General features: G+C 75.0%; 12 protein-coding genes, 1 other RNA gene and 1 pseudogene. 8 read left to right on the forward strand and 6 right to left on the reverse strand.

The genetic code is table 11. The features are described from left to right. Window positions 1-40: 40 nt before the first annotated feature. From KIN34_RS10970 to KIN34_RS10980, 3 genes are all read left to right on the forward strand, one after another. A complete protein-coding gene (locus KIN34_RS10970) occupies window positions 41-1,228 on the forward strand; it encodes a Nif3-like dinuclear metal center hexameric protein (protein ID WP_214350335.1) in 1,188 nt (395 codons plus the stop codon). 47 nt (window positions 1,229-1,275) lie between these two features. Further along, window positions 1,276-2,010 (forward strand): zinc ribbon domain-containing protein, encoded by a 735-nt coding sequence (locus KIN34_RS10975; protein ID WP_214350338.1) that lies wholly within the window; start codon window positions 1,276-1,278, stop codon window positions 2,008-2,010. Window positions 2,011-2,074: 64 nt separating this feature from the next. Then, a complete protein-coding gene (locus KIN34_RS10980) occupies window positions 2,075-2,827 on the forward strand; it encodes a histidine phosphatase family protein (protein ID WP_307858192.1) in 753 nt (250 codons plus the stop codon). A 10-nt stretch (window positions 2,828-2,837) separates the two neighbouring features. Here the strand turns inward: KIN34_RS10980 and KIN34_RS10985 are convergent, their stop codons facing one another. Both KIN34_RS10985 and KIN34_RS10990 read right to left on the reverse strand, forming a co-directional pair. Next, window positions 2,838-4,010: an SLC13 family permease gene (locus KIN34_RS10985; protein ID WP_214350340.1), complete on the reverse strand. Its 1,173-nt coding sequence runs from the start codon at window positions 4,008-4,010 to the stop codon at window positions 2,838-2,840. Then, the gene (locus KIN34_RS10990) at window positions 4,007-4,783 is read right to left on the reverse strand and encodes a YaaA family protein (RefSeq protein ID WP_214350342.1); all 777 of its coding nucleotides are present in this window, start codon (window positions 4,781-4,783) and stop codon (window positions 4,007-4,009) included. The genes KIN34_RS10985 and KIN34_RS10990 overlap by 4 nt, the downstream gene beginning before the upstream one ends. 109 nt (window positions 4,784-4,892) lie before the next feature. Here KIN34_RS10990 and KIN34_RS10995 point away from each other — a divergent pair, with 109 nt between their 5' ends. Beyond that, entirely contained in the window at window positions 4,893-5,276 is a 384-nt protein-coding gene (locus KIN34_RS10995; protein WP_214350344.1) for a tautomerase family protein, read from the forward strand. A gap of 49 nt (window positions 5,277-5,325) precedes the next feature. On the opposite strand, the gene KIN34_RS11000 is transcribed toward KIN34_RS10995, so the two are convergent. After that, window positions 5,326-5,718: a VOC family protein gene (locus KIN34_RS11000; RefSeq protein WP_214350346.1), complete on the reverse strand. Its 393-nt coding sequence runs from the start codon at window positions 5,716-5,718 to the stop codon at window positions 5,326-5,328. 63 nt (window positions 5,719-5,781) lie between these two features. On the opposite strand from KIN34_RS11000, the gene rnpB reads away from it, so the two are divergent. From rnpB to KIN34_RS16845, 4 genes and pseudogenes are all read left to right on the forward strand, one after another. After that, window positions 5,782-6,179: RNase P RNA component class A (gene rnpB, locus KIN34_RS11005), an RNA gene on the forward strand. 75 nt (window positions 6,180-6,254) lie between these two features. Further along, entirely contained in the window at window positions 6,255-6,932 is a 678-nt protein-coding gene (locus tag KIN34_RS11010; RefSeq protein WP_214350348.1) for a hypothetical protein, read from the forward strand. Between the two features lie 73 nt (window positions 6,933-7,005). Beyond that, window positions 7,006-7,764, forward strand: coding sequence for a YcnI family copper-binding membrane protein (locus KIN34_RS11015; protein WP_214350350.1), 759 nt, complete (start codon window positions 7,006-7,008; stop codon window positions 7,762-7,764). A gap of 88 nt (window positions 7,765-7,852) precedes the next feature. After that, window positions 7,853-8,116: pseudogene (locus KIN34_RS16845) on the forward strand (copper resistance CopC family protein); the annotation flags it as partial. 105 nt (window positions 8,117-8,221) lie between these two features. On the opposite strand, the gene KIN34_RS11025 reads toward KIN34_RS16845, so the two are convergent. The 3 genes from KIN34_RS11025 to KIN34_RS11035 all read right to left on the reverse strand — a co-directional run bounded on the left by KIN34_RS11025 (window position 8,222) and on the right by KIN34_RS11035 (window position 14,779). Continuing rightward, window positions 8,222-9,373: a DUF817 domain-containing protein gene (locus KIN34_RS11025; RefSeq protein WP_307858193.1), complete on the reverse strand. Its 1,152-nt coding sequence runs from the start codon at window positions 9,371-9,373 to the stop codon at window positions 8,222-8,224. 98 nt (window positions 9,374-9,471) lie between these two features. After that, window positions 9,472-13,797 carry a carboxypeptidase-like regulatory domain-containing protein gene (locus KIN34_RS11030; protein WP_214350354.1) on the reverse strand — a complete coding sequence of 1,442 codons (4,326 nt, stop codon included), beginning with the start codon at window positions 13,795-13,797 and terminating at the stop codon, window positions 9,472-9,474. A gap of 247 nt (window positions 13,798-14,044) precedes the next feature. Then, window positions 14,045-14,779: an MBL fold metallo-hydrolase gene (locus tag KIN34_RS11035; RefSeq protein ID WP_214350355.1), complete on the reverse strand. Its 735-nt coding sequence runs from the start codon at window positions 14,777-14,779 to the stop codon at window positions 14,045-14,047. Window positions 14,780-14,833: the final 54 nt, after the last annotated feature.

Here is a 14,833-nt window from a genome sequence, read left to right on the forward strand (position 1 = left end):
CACGCGCACGCCGCCGCGCGCGCCTGGGTACCGTGCGGGGGTGAGCGCACCCCGCCTGGCCGACGTCGTCCGTGTCCTCGAGCGGCGCTACCCGCCGGCGACGGCCGAGTCCTGGGACGCGGTCGGGCTGGTCGCGGGGGACCCGGACGTCCCGGTCCGGAAGGTTCTTTTCGCGGTCGACCCGGTCGCGGAGGTCGCCGACGAGGCACTGGCGTGGGGCGCCGACCTCGTCGTGACGCATCACCCGCTGCTGCTGCGCGGCGTGCACTCGATGGCGGCGACCACGTTCAAGGGCGCTCTGCTGCACCGACTGGTCCGCGCCGGCTGCGGGCTGTTCACGGCGCACACCAACGCGGACGCGGCCGCCGGGGGTGTCGCCGACGCGCTCGCCGCGGTCCTCGGCCTCGTCGACCTGACCCCGCTCGTCGCCGACGACGCCGCGCCGCTGGACAAGCACGTGGTGTTCGTCCCCGTCGCGGACGCGTCCGCGGTGGTCGACGCCATGGCCGCCGCGGGCGCGGGCGCACTCGGCGACGACGACCGGTGCGCGTGGACGACCACCGGTGAGGGCACGTTCGAGCCGGGACCCGAGGCCCGTCCCGCCGTCGGCCGTGTCGGCGAGCGCGCGGTCGTCGTGGAGGCGCGCGTCGAGATGGTGGCCCCGCGCGGCCTGCGGTCCGCGGTGGTCGCCGCGATGCGCGCGGCCCACCCGTACGAGGAGCCGGCGTCGGACGTGCTCGAGCTGGCAGGCACCAGCGGCCCGACCGGCACGGGCCGGGTGGGCCGGCTCGTCGTCCCGACGACGTTGCGCGACCTCGCCCAGCACGTCGCCGACGCGACCCCCGCGACGGCCCAGGGCGTGCGGTTCGCGGGCGACCCGGACGGCCTCGTGGAGCGGGTCGCCGTCGTCGGCGGCTCGGGCGACCCGTTCTTCGACGCCGTGCGGGCGGCGGGCGTCGACGCGTACGTCACCGCCGACCTCCGTCACCACCCGGCGTCGGAGCTGCGGGAGCGTGCGGCCTTCGACGCGGCCCGACGCGGCGGCGCGACGACGCCGTACCTGGTCGACCTGGCGCACTACGCCTCGGAGTGGCCCTGGCTGGCGCACGCCGCCCGCGCGCTCGAGGCGGACCTGGCCGACGAGGGCACTACGGTGGAGACCCGCGTGAGCGTGCGCAGCACCGACCCCTGGACGGGCCGGGCGGCGCGCGCCGACGCCGACAGCTGAAGACGAGCCAGCCACCGCCCGGACCGGGCGTGTGCGGAAGGACCCCCGTGCCGAACGCCCCCGCAGCGGACCAGCGCCGACTCCTCGACGTGCAGGCGCTCGATACGCGCCTGTCCCAGCTCGCGCACCGTCGCCGCACGCTCCCGGAGCTCGCGCGCATCGCGGAGCTCGAGACGCAGCTCGCGGACCTGCACACCGCCCTGGTGACCTCGCAGACCGCGGTCGCGGACCTGCGGCGCGAGCTCACCAAGGCGGAGGCGGACGTCCAGCAGGTGCGGGACCGCGCCGCCCGGAACCAGACCCGCCTCGACAGCGGCCAGGGCAGCGCCAAGGACCTGCAGGCGATCCAGCACGAGCTCGCGAGCCTGGCCAAGCGCCAGGGCGACCTCGAGGAGGTCGAGATCGAGGTGATGGAGCGGCTCGAGGCGCACGAGGGCGCCCTGACCGAGGTCACCGCGGCCCACACCGCGCTCGTCGAGCAGCGCACCGCCGTCGAGGCGCAGCGCGACGCGGCGTTCGCGGAGCTCGACGTCGAGGTCGGCCAGGTCGAGGCCGAGCGCTCGTCCGCCGCCGCGGGCCTGGACACCGCGCTGGTCGCGCTCTACGACAAGCTGCGCGGCCAGCTCGGCACCGGTGCGGCCGCCCTGCGCGGTCGTCGGTGCGAGGGCTGCCGGCTCGAGCTCAACCCGCTCGACCTCGACGGGATCAAGGCCAAGCCGGAGGACGCGGTGGTCCGGTGCGAGGAGTGCGGCCGGATCCTGGTGCGCCTGCCCGAGCAGTGAGCCGGCCCGCCGCGCCCGGGTCCCGGGGTCGCGCCTGACGCGGGGGACGACGAGACTGCGAGGCGTGACCGACGAGCCCGCCCCCTCGCCCACCATCCCGCGCAGCGCGGCCGATCCCGGGACCGGCCGCGTGCCGCGCCCGTCGGGAGCGGGCGTGCGGTTCGACGACGAGCGCCCCGTCACGGTCGTGCTCGTGCGGCACGGCGAGACCGCGATGACGGTCGCCCGCGGCTACTCGGGCTCGAGCGAGCCGGGCCCGCCGCTCGACGAGCACGGACGCGAGCAGGCGACCCGTGCGGCCGCGCTCGTCGACCGCATCGGCGGCGACCTGTGGGGGGACATCGAGTACCCCAGCGAGATCCTGGCGTCCCCGATGGTCCGGACCCAGGAGACGGCCGCCATCATCGCCGAGCGCCTCGGTCTGCCGGTGCAGACCGAGGAGCGCGTCAAGGAGGCCGACTTCGGGGCGTGGCAGGGCCTGACGGCCGAGCAGATCGAGGAGCGCTGGCCCGGACTGCTCGAGCCGTGGCACACGCGCGCGGACGTGCGTCCGCCCGACGGCGAGTCGATCGTCGACGTGGGCGAGCGGCTGTCGGCCGTCTTCGAGGACCTGCTGGCGACCGAGCGGGGCCGCACCGTCGTGGTGGTCTCGCACGCGGTGGCGATCCGCGCGGCGCTGGGCGTCGCGATGGGCGCCAACCCCGGGTCCTGGAGCCAGCTGCGCGTGGCACCGGCGTCGGTGAGCATCGTGCGGCTGTTCGCGGACAAGCGGCACGAGATCGCGGTGGCGGGCGCGCCGAGCGACGGCTGGGCCTGACGCGCCGGGCTCAGGACGTGAGGACGAGCGCGGCCGTCGCCAGCACGAGCGTCAGGGGCGCGACCAGCAGCCCCTGGAGCACGATCGTGCGCGCGGGCACGTCGAGCAGCACCTGACGGCACCGCTGCCACCACAGCACGGTCGCGAGGGAGCCCCACGGCGTCAGCAGCGGCGCCACGCCGGTGCCGATCAGCAGGGCGGCGATGCGCAGCGGCTCGCCCGCCGTCGCGGGGTCGAGCGCCAGGTACGCGGGCAGGTTGTTCACGGCGTTCGACGCGAGCGCGCCCACGGCCGCGAGGCGCAGCAGGTCGAGGGGGCCGTCGCCGTCGCCCGCGGCGGCCGCGAGCGCGTCGCCCAGCCCGTGGGCGTGAGCGGTCGCGACCACCACGAACAGCCCGGCGACCACGACGAGCGTGCGCCAGGGCACCAGGTCGGCGGCCGGCACCGGGAGCGGACGTCGTCGGACCGCCGTGGCGACCAGCAGGACGACCGCCGCCACGCACGCGGCGAGCGCGGGCACCACGCCCACGAGGAAGGCCACGGCCATGGTCGCGACGACCCCGCCGGTCGTGCGCAGGAGCACGGGGTCCGCGGCGCGGGGTGCCGGGACCGGGTCGTGGGCCCCGGCGAGCGAGCGCCGGTCACGCACGCCGAGCACGAGCACGGTGACGAGGACCGAGACGAGCGCGGGTGCCCACATCAGCGCGAGGAAGCCCGCCCCCGCCTCCCGCAGCGCGTGGTCGGCGAGCAGGTTCGTCAGGTTGGAGACCGGCAGCACCAGCGACGCGGTGTTCGCGAGCGCCAGGACGACGAGCGCGAACGGCAGCGGCGGGGTGTGCGTCCGGCGGGCGAGCGCGATGACGACGGGGGTCAGCAGGACGGCCGTCGTGTCGAGCGAGAGCACCGCCGTGCTCGCGGTCGCGAGCACCACGACGAGCAGCCACAGCGCCCAGCGGCGTCCGCGGGCGACCCGGGCGGCACCGGCGGCGGCCGCGGCGAACAGCCCCGCGCCCGCGCACAGCTCCGCCACCACCGTCAGGGCCGCGACGAAGAGCAGCACCGGGCCGGTGCGCTCCGCCAGCGCCACGGCGTCGGCACGCGGGAGCCAGCCGGTGACGAGCGCGAGGAGCGAGACGGCGAGCGCGACGACCCACCAGGGCCGGCCCCGACGCGGGGTGGTCACGCCACCACGAGCGTGAGCGTGCGCGCGCCGCGGGCGGGCCGCGGCGCGAGCTCGACGGCGAGCAGGTCGGTCCCGACGAGCTCCGCTGCCGCCGCGGCGAGGGCCTCGGCGTCCCGCGGCGGCTGGGCGCGCCGCGTCAGGAGGTGGCGGGTCAGCACCCCGCGGGCGTGCTTCGCGTTGTGCGAGACGACCGAGCGCCGCCCGGCGAGCTCCCGCTCGACCCGCACGGCGACCCAGTCGGCGGCGGCCGGCCGCCACATCGCGACGTAGTCGGCCGAGCGGGCGTCGACGACGAGCCCGCCCGCCGCCTGCTCGTCGAGCACGGCGCCCAGGTGCGCGCGCCACACCGTGCCCAGCGGGCCGACCCCCGGCAGGTCCACGCCGCCCGACAGCCGGTAGGCGGGGATCACGTCCTGGGGCGTGACGACGCCCCAGAGCCCCGAGAAGATCCGCACGGACTGCTCGGCGCGCCGACGCTGCGCGGGCGTGAGGTGCGCGAGCCCGGCTGCGGTGTGCAGCACGCCCGTGTAGACCGAGCGCGCCGGGGCGGCCGGCGCCTGGCGCAGCGCGGTGTTGCGCGCGACCTCGTCGGACAGCCCGGCCGAGACGTGCAGCACGTCCGTGGCGTCCGGCCGCGCGCTCACCCGGACGAGCGCGTCGAGCACGGCGGCCCGCGCGGGCGTCAGCGCGGGGGCGGACAGCGCGCCGAGGTCGACGGGAGCACCGCGTCGGGGCGCGGTCTTGCCCTCGGACGGGGGGAGCAGCACGAGCACCGGACGACTCTAGGCGCGCGCGGGCGTGCGCGCGCCGGACGCGTGCGTCCACGGGACGAGGCGTGCGCCACGATGGGTCCGAGGTCGGACGGGTCGAGGGGAGTGCGCCGTGGCGCAGGTGAAGGTCTACGGGCGGCGCTCGGCGTGGGCGCCGCGCCGGGCCGAGGTGTCGGACGCGATCCACGGCGCGTTGGTCGACGCGTGGGGGCTGCCCGCCGACAAGCGCTTCCATCGCTTCCTGCTGCTGGACGACGAGGACCTGGTGGCACCGCGCTCGTCGGACTACCTCGTGGTCGAGGTGGTGTGCTTCACCGGCCGCAGCGCCGCGGCGAAGCGGGCGCTGCTGACCGCGTTCTTCGCCGACGTGGCACCCGCGCTCGGCCTGGCGCCCGACGACCTGGAGGTCATGATCCTCGAGAGCCCGCCGGAGCACTGGGGCATCCGCGGGGTCTCCGGTGACGAGCTCACGCTCGGGTACCGCGTCGACGTCTAGGTGGACGTGGTGGTCACGTGGTGGTCTGCGGGGACGAGCGGGTCGCGCGTCAGGCCCGTGCGGCGGCGAGCTGGGCCGGGGTGGAGCGCAGCAGGCAGAACTCGTTGCCCTCCGGGTCCGCCAGCACGATCCACGGCACGTCGCCCTGGCCGATGTCCACGCGCGTCGCGCCGAGCTCCAGCAGGCGTGCGAGCTCGGTCGGCTGGTCCGAGCCGTCCGGTGGGCGCACGTCCACGTGCAGCCTGTTCTTCACGGTCTTGGTCTCGGGCACCCGGATGAACAGCCACGGCGTCGCGTCGCCCGCGGGCGGGGCGATCTCGACCTCGTCGTCGTCCGGCTCGTCGTCCTCCACCTGCACCCAGCCCAGGACGCTCGCCCACCAGCGGGCGAGCGTGGTCGGGTCCGGGCAGTCGATCGTGAGCTGGGAGACGACGAGACTCATGACGGCCACGCTAGCCACGGACACCGACACCCGCCCGCGGACGGCTAGGATCGGCCGTGCGGATGAGTCAGTCAGGCGGCCGCGTCGGCACCTCCCTCGGGGCGGTGCCGCCGAGGAACGTCCGGGCTCCGTAGGGCAGGGTGGTGGGTAACGCCCACCCGGGGTGACCCGCGGGACAGTGCCACAGAGAACAGACCGCCTCGCCCGACCGGTTCGCCGGGAGGACGCGGTAAGGGTGAAACGGTGGTGCAAGAGACCACCAGCGCACCGGGTGACCGGTGCGGCTCGGTAAACCCCACCCGGAGCAAGGCCAGACAGGGAGCGTTCGAGGGCTGCCCGCCCGAGCTCCCGGGTAGGCCGCTGGAGGCGTGCGGCAACGTACGTCGTAGATGGATGGTCGCCACCCGTGCGGGGGCAACCGCGCACGGGGACAGAACCCGGCGTACCGACTGACTCATCCGCCCTCGCCTGAGACGCTCGTCACGGCGGCCTGTGGACAGGTACGTCGGTGTTCGCCAGGTCGTTACGGTGGTCGCGTGGACCGGCCGACCTCGGGTGCTGCGCGACTGCTGCGCGCTGCGCTGCTGGCGTCCCTCGTGGTCGTGCTCGCCGCTGCTGCGCACACCGCCGCTGGCGGCTTGGTCCCGTCGGTACTCGCGCTCGCGGGCCTGGCCGCGCTCGTGCTCCCCGTCGCCGTCGTCGTGACCGGGCGCAGGGTCGGGCCGTGCGGTGCGCTGGCGTTGCTGGGCCTCGGTCAGCTCGTGCTCCACGAGGGCTTCGTGCTGCTGGAGCGATGCGACGCATCGCTCACCAGCTCCGCTCCCACCGGCTCAGCTCTCGCCGGCTCAGCTCTCACCACGTCGGCTCTCGTCGGTGGCCCGCACACCGGCCACGCGGCCGTCGGGCACGTGCACGGCTGCGCCGCGCACGTCGGGGCGCACACGAGCACGACCATGCTGGCGGCGCACGCCGCGGCGACCGTGGCGACAGCCCTGCTCGTCGCCGGTGCGGAGCGTGGGCTGTGGCGCGTGCTCGCCTACCTGGCGCCGCTCCTGGGGCCGGTCCTGCCCGTCGTCGTCCCCGCGTGGCCGGCGTCGGCGGTCGTGCCGGTCCGCCCGGCGCCGCCCGTCGCGCTGCACCTGCGGGTCCCGCCGGCGCGCCGCGGACCGCCCGTGCCCATGGCACCCCGCTACCCCTTCGCGCTCGCCGCCTGACGACCCCCGGGTCGCGGTGTGCCGCGCGTCCCTTCTCGGTGCCCCACCCGGGCACGCCCCCAGGAGTCGTCTCATGTCGAAGTCCCCGCGCGCTCTCGCGCGCCTCGCTGCCGCCGGCGTCGCCGTCGCGGCGCTCGTCGTCGTCCCCGCCGCCGGTGCGTCCGCCCACGTGCGAGTCGTGCCCGAGTCCACGACGGCAGGGGCGTGGACCACGCTGACCTTCCGGGTCCCCAACGAGTCCCCGACCGCGGTCACGACGAGCGTCGCGGTCGACCTGCCCACCGACACCCCTTTCCTGGGCGTGTCCACCAAGCCCGTCCCCGGGTGGACGGCGAGCGTCGAGGAGGGCGACCTGCCGCAGTCCGTCGACGTGGACGGCACGACGATCACGCGCGCGCCGGTGCGCGTGGTGTGGACCGCCGACGACGAGAAGGCCGCGATCGGCGACGGCGAGTTCCAGGAGCTCGAGATCTCGGTCGGGCCGCTGCCGGCGGCGGGCACCACGCTCGTGCTCCCGGCCGAGCAGAGCTACTCCGACGGGTCCGTGGTGGCCTGGGACGACGTCGCCACCGGCGACGACGAGCCGGAGCACCCGGCGCCGGCCCTCGTCGTGACCGAGGACACCACCGGGGCAGGGCACGGCGCGGCGCACGGCGACACGGAGGATGCTGACGGGGTGACGACCGAGGCGACGACGAGCGAGCAGACGACGAGCGAGACGACGAGCTCGGACGGGGTGGCGCGCGCGCTCGGCGGCGTCGGCGTCCTGCTCGGCGGGACCGCGGTCGCCGTGGCGGTCACCGGGCGTCGTCGTGCGACGGGGGGCGAGTGACGTGCGCGCCCACCTGGCGCGAGCGTTCGTCGCACTGCTGGCCGCGGCGGGTCTGCTCGCCGTCGGCTCGTCGGCCCAGGCGCACGACGTGCTGCGCTCGACGGACCCGGGGGACGGATCGACCCTCGCCGTGGCGCCCGAGCAGATCACGCTGACCTTCGACCAGCCGGCGCTCGCGCTCGGCACGCAGGTCGTGGTGCTGACGCCCGACGGGCGCGACGCCGCGGCCGGCGACCCCGTGCTGGTGGACACGACCGTCACGCAGGCGGTCGGCGGCCCGCTCCCGGCGGGGGAGTACACGGTCGAGTGGCGGGTCACGTCGTCGGACGGGCACCCCATCGACGGGACGTTCACGTTCACCGCGACCGCGGCGAGCGGCTCGGACCCGACGCCGACGGCGGACACGACGGCAGAACCGACGCCGGGCGGCGAGCCGACGACGGCCGCGCCCACGACGTCAGCCGACGCGGTCCCCACGCCGGTCGCGTCGTCGACGGCGCGACCCGTGATCGACCCCGGCCCCGCCGGTGGCGGACCGGCCGCCTGGGTCGTCGGCGGGCTCGTCGCGCTGCTCGTCGTCGGTGCGGTCGCCGTCGTCGTCTCCGCCGCCCGGTCCCGCCGGACCTGACCCGACCGGACCTGACGCGACCGGACCCAACGCGACTGACCACCCCGGGCCGGCCGCCGCGGGTGCGGCCGGTCCGGGCGCCCGCGGCGGGTGCACCCAGGTCACCAGCACCACCGAGATGATCATGAGCAGGAACCAGGACCCCAGCTTGCTCACCCCGACGGGGTGCCACGCGGCGGCCTGGTCCGGGTAGAGCCACGCGCCCGCGAACGTGGCGACGTTCTCCGCGACCCAGATCACGCTGGAGACCAGCAGGAACGCGACCACGACGGGCATCCGGTGCACCCGCGTCAGGACGCGGTAGTGCATGACGCACGGACCGAAGACGACGAGCACCGCGCCCACCAGCACCCAGCGCACGTCCGTGACCCAGTGGTGCGTGAAGAAGTTGACGTAGATCGCCGCCGCGAGCACTGCGGTGACCCAGCGCCGCGGGTAGCGGTCGAACCGCAGGTCGAAGATGCGCAGCACGCGGGTCAGGTAGGAGCCGACGGCCCCGTACATGAAGCCCGAGAACAGGGGCACCGCGCCGATGCGCAGCACGCCGTCCGCCGCGTAGGCCCACGAGCCGACGTCCGTCTTGAACAGCTCCATCACGGTCCCGACGACGTGGAACACGATCACCACGCGCATCTCTCGGACCGTCTCGAGCCGCGTCGCCAGCATGAGCACCTGCAGCGCGACGGCGGCGATCGTGAGGAGGTCGTTGCGGGCCAGCGGCGCGTCGGGCGGGTACCACGCGTCGGTCGCCAGGATCACGACGAGCAGGAGCGCGCCGAACAGGCACGCCCACGCCTGCTTGAGCGTGAAGACCGCGAGCTCGACGAGCGCCCCGACGACGCGCGCACCGCGGCCGCCGGTGCGGACCCGGGCCAGCTGGGCCAGCGCCCAGCGGTCGACGCGCTGCTCGACGGTCGTGAAGCCGCGCTCGGCCGCGCTCCGGGCTCCCGGGGGGCGGGTGAGTCGTCGTCGCCACAGCACGTGCCCAGCCCACCAGGTCGCCGCCGCATGCGTGGCCCGGACGTGTGACGGTTCGGGGGAGGGGCTGCGCAGGTGCAGCTGGACCTGCCCCGCGACGACTAGAGGTACGCCGCCGCCGGCGTCGTGACGGCTCTCGTGCTCGCGGTCGTCGCAGCCGAACGGTACCCGGGCTTGGACGCCGTCACGCGAACCGAGAGCCGGGTGCGCACGTCCGCGCTCCGTGCCGTGTACGTGGCCTTCGTCGCACCCGCGATCGCACGTCCGTCGCGTAGCCACTGGTAGCGAACGGTGACGCCGGGGACCGACCACCGACCCGGCGAGACGCGCACGGTCGCTCCGACGCGCGCCGTGCCGGTGACCGTCGGCCTCGTCACGTTCTTGATCGTGCCGGCGACGACCGTGCTCGTCGTGCTGACGGCGGAGGCCGACGGGTAGCCGGTGAGGGTGGCGGTCACGCGCACCGCGAGCTTCTTGCCGACGTCGGCGGCGACGGGAGCGTAGGTGGCCCGCGTCGCGCCCGCGATCGGCGCACCGCTGCGCAGCCACGTGTACCGGACGGACTTCGGTGCGGCGCTCCAGGTGCCGCGTGACGCCGTCACACGTGAGCCGACCGCCACCGTCCCGCTGAGCTTCGGCGGGCTCAATGCGACGAACGAGAAGACCGGAGTACGCGCGGCGGATGTCGCCACCGCTGGCGTGTACCCGTAGCGCACGGCCGTTGCGGTCGCCCTGACCTGGTGACCGACGTCGGCCTTCGTGATCGCGTAGCGCGCGCTCGACGCGCCGCTGATCGGTGCTCCGTCGCGCTCCCACCGCCACGTGACCGTCGAACCCGACCACCCCGTGACGGCTGCCGTCAACGTCGACCCGAGTGCGGCCTTGCCGGTCAGCGAGACGCGACCGGCCCCGAGAACGCCGCGCTCCACCTCGCCCCACGGCCCGACCACGCGTACTCCCTCACGCAGGCCGACGAGCCGCGCGGTGACTCGCGCCTTGACCGATCTGCCGAGGTCGGAGGGCGTCAGGCGGTAGGTCGCGGAGGTCGCGCCCGGGATCGGCGTGCCCCCGCGGAGCCACTGGTAGGCGACCGTGGCCGGCGAGGGCGCCCAGGTGCCCGACGTGACCTTCAACGTCGAACCGACGCGCCGGGTGCCGGTGACCTTCGGTTCGGTGATCGCGTGAACAGCGGGGTGCGCACCGAGGCGGGCCCCGGCCACGTCGTCGCACGACGTGAAGGTGACGTCGTCGAGCCGGCGTTCGGGTCCCGCGTCGATCGCCAGACCGACGTGGTAGGTGCCCGGTGCGAGACCGCGGAGGACGAACGCGTCCTCGCCCTCGTCGCCGTCCCACGTGCGCACGACGAGCCCGTCGTCCCACACCCGGACCGTCGCGACCTCATCATCATCGACGACCTCGTCGATGAACCCCGACCACGTGACGCACGCGTCGGCGGCCAGCACGACGCCGGCCGCCTTGCCCCGGGGCTCGAGGCTGACGACGGTCGCGGAGTCGCGCGGGACCGTCCCGGTGCTCCCTGCCGCGTAGTACGTCGGGGCGTACCAGGACCACGCGTCGTCGAGGTTCGCGCCGATGAGGTACTCGCCCGGGAGCAGCCCGCCGAGGACGAACGAGTGGCCCGGGTCGACGTAGTCCGAGGCGACGATCTCGCCCGTCGCGGTGTCGACGACGACGACGGAGGAGGAGCCGTCGTCGACCGCCGACGGGGCGACGCGCCCTGTGACGGAGGCCGCATCCGTCGCCACCACGCTGATCGTGCCCCGACCTGGGACCGACGTCGCGACCGACCTTCCGGCGACGAGCGGGGCGCCCTCGCCGTGGTACCAGCCGGTTCCGACCCCGGTGCCGCTCAGCCGGACCAGGTACTCGCCGTCCTGCGCGAGGTTCGTGAGCAGTGCGACGCCGGACGCCCTCGCCGTCGACGAGGCGACGGCGTTGCCGCTCAGGTCGTAGGCACGGACGGTCGGGCTCGAGTAGGTGATCCCCGCTGTTCCCGGGAGCGTGACCTGCACCTCGATGGTGCCTGCACGGCTGAGTCGGATCGTCCGGGGCAGCTCGGCCGGAGCCATCGTCGAGGCGTCGGTCGGGGACGGGACCGTCCTGCCCGACGCGAAGACCCGGCCCGTCGCGAGCGTGCCGGAGGCCTCATCGACGTGCAGGTCGTACTCGACGTCAGGGTCGAGGCCGCGGAGCACGAATCCGCCGTCGGCGCCGACCTCGGCCCGCGCGTCGCGAACGCTCGCTTCGCCGTCGACCGCGGACGCGATGAGCTCCACGTGCACCGAAGCGGCGTCGACCCCCTCCGGCAGCACGACCTGCCCCTGCAGCGTCGTCGTGCGGATCGGCCGTAGCACGAGCCCGCCCGTGCCCGCGGGAACGGCGGTCGCCCGCCTCGAGTCACGTGTCAGCGGGGTGTCGTCGGAGACGTACCAACCACCAGCGACGACGCCCGATCGGTCCTCGAGCGTGAGACGCACGGTCTCGTAGGGCTGGAGATCGGGCACGACGAAGGCGCCCGTCCGCGAGACGTTGATCCACCTACCGTTCTCGGTCCCGAGCTCGAGCTGAACATCGCTCCAGGTCACGCCTCCCGGCAGCTGGACCCGGCCGGTGAGGCGCGACGCGAGCGGCGGGCGCAGCGTGACACCCGACTGCGGTGCGACCAGCGCGGCCCTCGAGCCCGACGTCTCCCAGCTGCCGTCGGCGCCCAGGAAACCCCTGACGAGCCCTGATCCGTTGTATCCGAGGGTGTAGAACCTCGTCGGATCGAGGCCGCGGATGCGGAAGGTGCCGTCTTTCTCGACCTCGGCATATACGTCGTGCATCCCGTCATCGACGCCGTCGGAGTAGGCGGTCACCGTCGTGTACTCGAGACTCCCCGTGAAACCGGTGGGCTTGACGACGCGTCCGGACATGGACGTGGACGGGCGAGCGCGCAGCGTCACCGTGCTGCTCCCGGGGCGCACAGGGGTCGCGCGGTCGACGGACGTGACGAGGTACGGCTCGGTCGCGCTGTAGTACCCGCCGACCGCGGTCGTGCTCCACGTCGCCCCGTACTCCAGCAGGTACGACCCGCTCGACGGGAGGCCGGTGAATCGGAACCGTCCGTTCGCGTCGGTCGACCGGCTGCCGGCCCAGCTTCCGTCGTCGGCGTACCGCAGCGTGACGTTCTCGTAGGCGGGTGCCGGACCGTCGGGCAGCACCAGACGGCCGGAGATCGCCAGGTTCACGGCGGGCCGCAGGGTGAGCGTGGGTCCGTCGCCGCGGACGACGACCGCGTCCGACCGCTTTCGTGAGAGCGCACCTGTCGCGGCGTCGGTGAGGTAGCCCGCCACGAGCTGCCCGCTACCGTCAGCGAGGCGCAGGAGGTACTCGGCGCCGGGAGCCAGACCGCGGAACGTGAAGCCCGTGCCCCCGTCACGGAGCGAGACAGAGCCGACTTCCTCGTCGGTGTCGGGATCGAGCAGCTCGACATAGGGCTTGAACGAGTCGCTCCAGTCGTAGCCGGCGGGGACGACCACCGTCCCGCGCACGGACGCCGCCAGCACGGTCCGGATCTCGACCTCGTGCCCGACGACCGTCACCAGGGAGTCGCGGTCCGCCCCGACCGCCCCGGTGGCTCCGTCGACATAGCCGCCGACCAGCTGACGTCGGCTGTCGGCGAACCACAGCAGCACGCCTTGGCCGGTCGGGAGATCGGCGAGGGAGAACGTGCCGTCGGCGGCGACTGCGGCAGTCTCGCCGGTCGGGTACCAGTTTTCGTCGTTCCACGTCGACGCGCGGACCGTGAGTGTGCCCTTCGCGTACGTGTACCCCGATGGCATCGCGACACGACCGTGCAGGGTCGACAGGAGCGCGGGTGCCAGGAGGACGCTGTCGACGGTGTCGTCGATGACCGTGGCCTCGCCGAACGTGCGGACCGTCGAGCCGCTCCGGTCCCAGTAGCCGGTGACCAGGTCCGTCCCGGAGTCGAGCCGCAGCCGGTGGGTGAGGTGAGGCGCGAGGCCGATCCGGAACGACCCGTCCGAGGCCACGGGCACGTCCGTGCGCGACGTGCGGCCCGCGGTGGTGGTCGCGTGCAGCGTGAGGTCGAGGTCCTCGAGCGCGCCGTCCCAGGCCGGCGGCGCCTGCACCGTGCCGGAGACCACCCGTGGCGCGACCGGCCGCATCACGATGTCCGCGCCGGCGGAGACGCGCACGCCGTCCAGCATGGTCTCTTGCGGCACCAGCGTCCGGTCGTCGGTCGCGTACCAGCCCGAGACAGCTGTCAGCGGGTCGGCACTGCGGAACAGGATCCAGTAGCTCGTGCCGTTGAGGCCCGGCAGCTCGAAGGTGCCGTCGGGCGCGACGTCAGCCTCGACGGCCGAGTACGACGAATCGGCCCATGCCGAGACGGTGCCGACCACGGCTCCGTCAGCCGGCGCCACTACGGTGCCGCGCAGCGACCATCCCGCGGCGTGGGCGCTGGGCGGCGACGCCAGGCCGGCGAGCCCCACGGCGAGTGCGGTCAGGAGGACGAGGAGGACGCGCGCGGGACGCACGGAGGCGGTGACGATGAGACACATCCTTGGTCGAGCCACGACGCGCTGCCGCCACGTCGTGGGAATGATGGCACCGCTGCGTCGCCCCGCGGGCGCCGTTCACCCCGATGGGCTAGCCGACACCTGCCCGGGCCACCGCGTGCTGTCTGCGGTGCGTGGTGCGGAGCCAGGCGGCCGTCAGGCGCGTGTCGCAGACGTCGTCGGGACGGGAGGCCGCGACGAGCGCGTCGAGGTACGCGCGGTCGGCCGCGGCCCTCGCCCGGGAGCCCCGGCCGACGGTGCCGTGGCCGGGCACGACGAACGTGGCGGCAGCCCGCGCGAGCAGGTCGAGCGCGGCGCGGTAGTCGGCCACCGGGTCCACGGCGGTGTCGTCGAGCAGCGGGATCTCGACGTCGGAGAGCATGTCGCCGGCGACCAGGACGCCGACGTCGGGCAGGTGCAGCGCGGTGTGGCCGGGCGCGTGCGCGCGGTGGTGCGCGACCAGGACGCGCGGCCCGGGCCAGTCGAGCACGGCCCAGCCGTCGGCCGTGGTCCTCGCGCGGGGGTAGGGCAGCGGGTGGGGGCCGATCGGGGCGGGCTCGTCGTCGGCGCCCAGGGCGCGTCTGAGCTCGTCGTCCTCGTCGCGCTGGCGCGCCAGCTCGTCGTGCGTCCCACCGCCACCCGCGCCCCAGCGGGGGAGTCCGGCGAACCCGGGGCCGTCGAGGCGGTGGTCCCAGTGGTCGTGCGTCGACCACACCGCGAGCGGTCGCCAGCCGCGCTCTGCGATCGTGTGGGCGAGCGTCGCGACCTCGCGTCGGGTGACGCCGGGGTCGACGACGAGGCACGTGCCGTCCGCGGCGACGAGCACGCTCGTCGTCGTCGTGTAGACCCTGCTCGTCGCGACGTGGACGCCGGACGCGAC

Origin of the sequence: Cellulomonas fulva (genome assembly GCF_018531375.1) — a bacterium.
GTDB classification, from domain to species: Bacteria; Actinomycetota; Actinomycetes; order Actinomycetales; family Cellulomonadaceae; genus Cellulomonas; species Cellulomonas fulva.